This is a genomic window from Streptomyces sp. NPDC044061 (assembly GCF_056434305.1).
The window spans coordinates 1-1,560 of record NZ_JBWKFL010000175.1 but is presented as its reverse complement, the minus strand read 5'-3'; the positions used below and the strand labels follow the sequence as shown (position 1 = coordinate 1,560).

Annotated in this window: 1 protein-coding gene; it reads right to left on the bottom strand. The window is 66.0% G+C overall.

Going from position 1 to position 1,560, the window contains the following annotated elements; all coding sequences use genetic code 11:
* Positions 1–171 precede the first annotated feature (171 nt).
* Positions 172–1,401 carry a Tm-1-like ATP-binding domain-containing protein gene (locus tag AC07CM_RS50920; protein ID WP_478883362.1) on the bottom strand — a complete coding sequence of 410 codons (1,230 nt, stop codon included), beginning with the start codon at positions 1,399–1,401 and terminating at the stop codon, positions 172–174.
* Positions 1,402–1,560: the final 159 nt, after the last annotated feature.

Below are 1,560 nucleotides of genomic sequence, written 5' to 3'. Positions count from 1 at the left end.
CCCGCGTTCTTCGCTCTTGGCAGACAGACCGGTCCCGGCGCCCGCCCCGACGATGGGCCTGCGCGCGGCCCGTTTGCTGGTGAGGCGCTCCAGGATGGTTGAGCGGGGAATCAATGGCATCGGTGGGACCCTTCCTTGGGTGGAACCCGGCCCGCGGCGGCGAGGCGGGGATCAGCGGGAAACGATCGCTTCATGCAGCGCGTCGACCATGGCGTCCGCGAAGTCGGGATCGTTGATGTCGGTGTCGCGTTCGTCGATCGCGACGTCCACGCCGGTCAATCCCGTGCGGATGGCCTTGAACAGTCTGCGGTCGGCTTCGCGGTCCGCGAACGGCTCGCCATCGACGTCGATGGCGGAAACGCCTCGCAGTGGGAGGAAGACCGTGGTCGGACCTTTCGTGGCGCGGATACGGCTGGCGAGGATTTGTCCGAGCTGCTCCATCTCGTCGGCGGTCGTCCGCATCAGCGTCACGCCCGAGTTGTGCCGATAGAGGTTGCGGCCGTGGAAGGCGTCTGGCACGGTCTCCGGCGGTCCGAAGTTGACCATGTCGAGCGCTCCGACCGAGACGACCTGCGGAATGCCTGACTCGGCGCACGCGGTCAGCCGGGTATCACCGGCATCGAAGACGCCGCCGATCAGGTTGTCGGCCAGCTCGGTCGTTGTGACGTCCAGGACGCCTGCGAAATAGCCCTGGCGAACCAGCGCTTCCATCGCCCTGCCGCCCGAGCCTGTCATGTGGAAGACGACGACCTCGTAGCCGAGTGAGTCCAGCCGCTCGCGCGCCCGTGTGACGCATGGAGTGGTCACGCCGAACATGGAGGCCGCGATGAGGGGGCGCGCCTTGTCGTGTGGCGGGGGCTTGGCGTGGGCGCCGGAGGTCACCATCCCGGCAAGAGCAGCTGCGGCGTTGGCGATGATCGTCGAGGAGATGTGGTTGAGTCCAGCGATGTCGACGATGCTGGGCACGAGCACGAGATCGGTTTCACCGATGTATTGCTCGGTGTTTCCTGAGGCGGCGGTCGAGACGATCATTTTGGGTACGCCCACTGGCAGCACACGAAATGCGCCTGCCGCCACCGACGTGCCGCCGGTGCCCCCGAGTGCGAAGGCGCCGGCGACTCGGTCTTGTGTGTGGAGATGTCGCATGACCTGCGTCAGGCCGGCGGTCATCACGGCAAGCGCAGCACCGCGATCGTGCTGACGCACGAGATCGCCGTGGTCGGCGCCTCCTGCCCTGGCGACCTCTTCGCGCGCGATATCCGGTCGCAGGAGGGGTTCGCCCAGCACACTGGTGTCGACAAGCACGACGTCCAGCCCGGCCTGCATCAGGCGCTGGCGAGCGAAGTCGTACTCGACGCCCTTGGTGTCCAAGGAACCAGCCAACACGATGCTGGGTGGCATGAAAACTCCCGATCTGATCGCGGCACTGACCTTCTGCTTGGCCCTGAACGGGATTAATAATGACCGCGTGAAACTCTCGCGATCGAGTGCCAATTCGTTCCGATTGGCTGCCGTCGGGGCGAACCGACTTGTCCGCTTGCTCGGCGAATGGGCGAGCGA

Bases quoted from the DNA above. Each gene is read 5' to 3' on its own strand.
- AC07CM_RS50920 (WP_478883362.1), bottom strand. From the start codon at position 1,401: ATGCCACCCAGCATCGTGTTGGCTGGTTCCTTGGACACCAAGGGCGTC.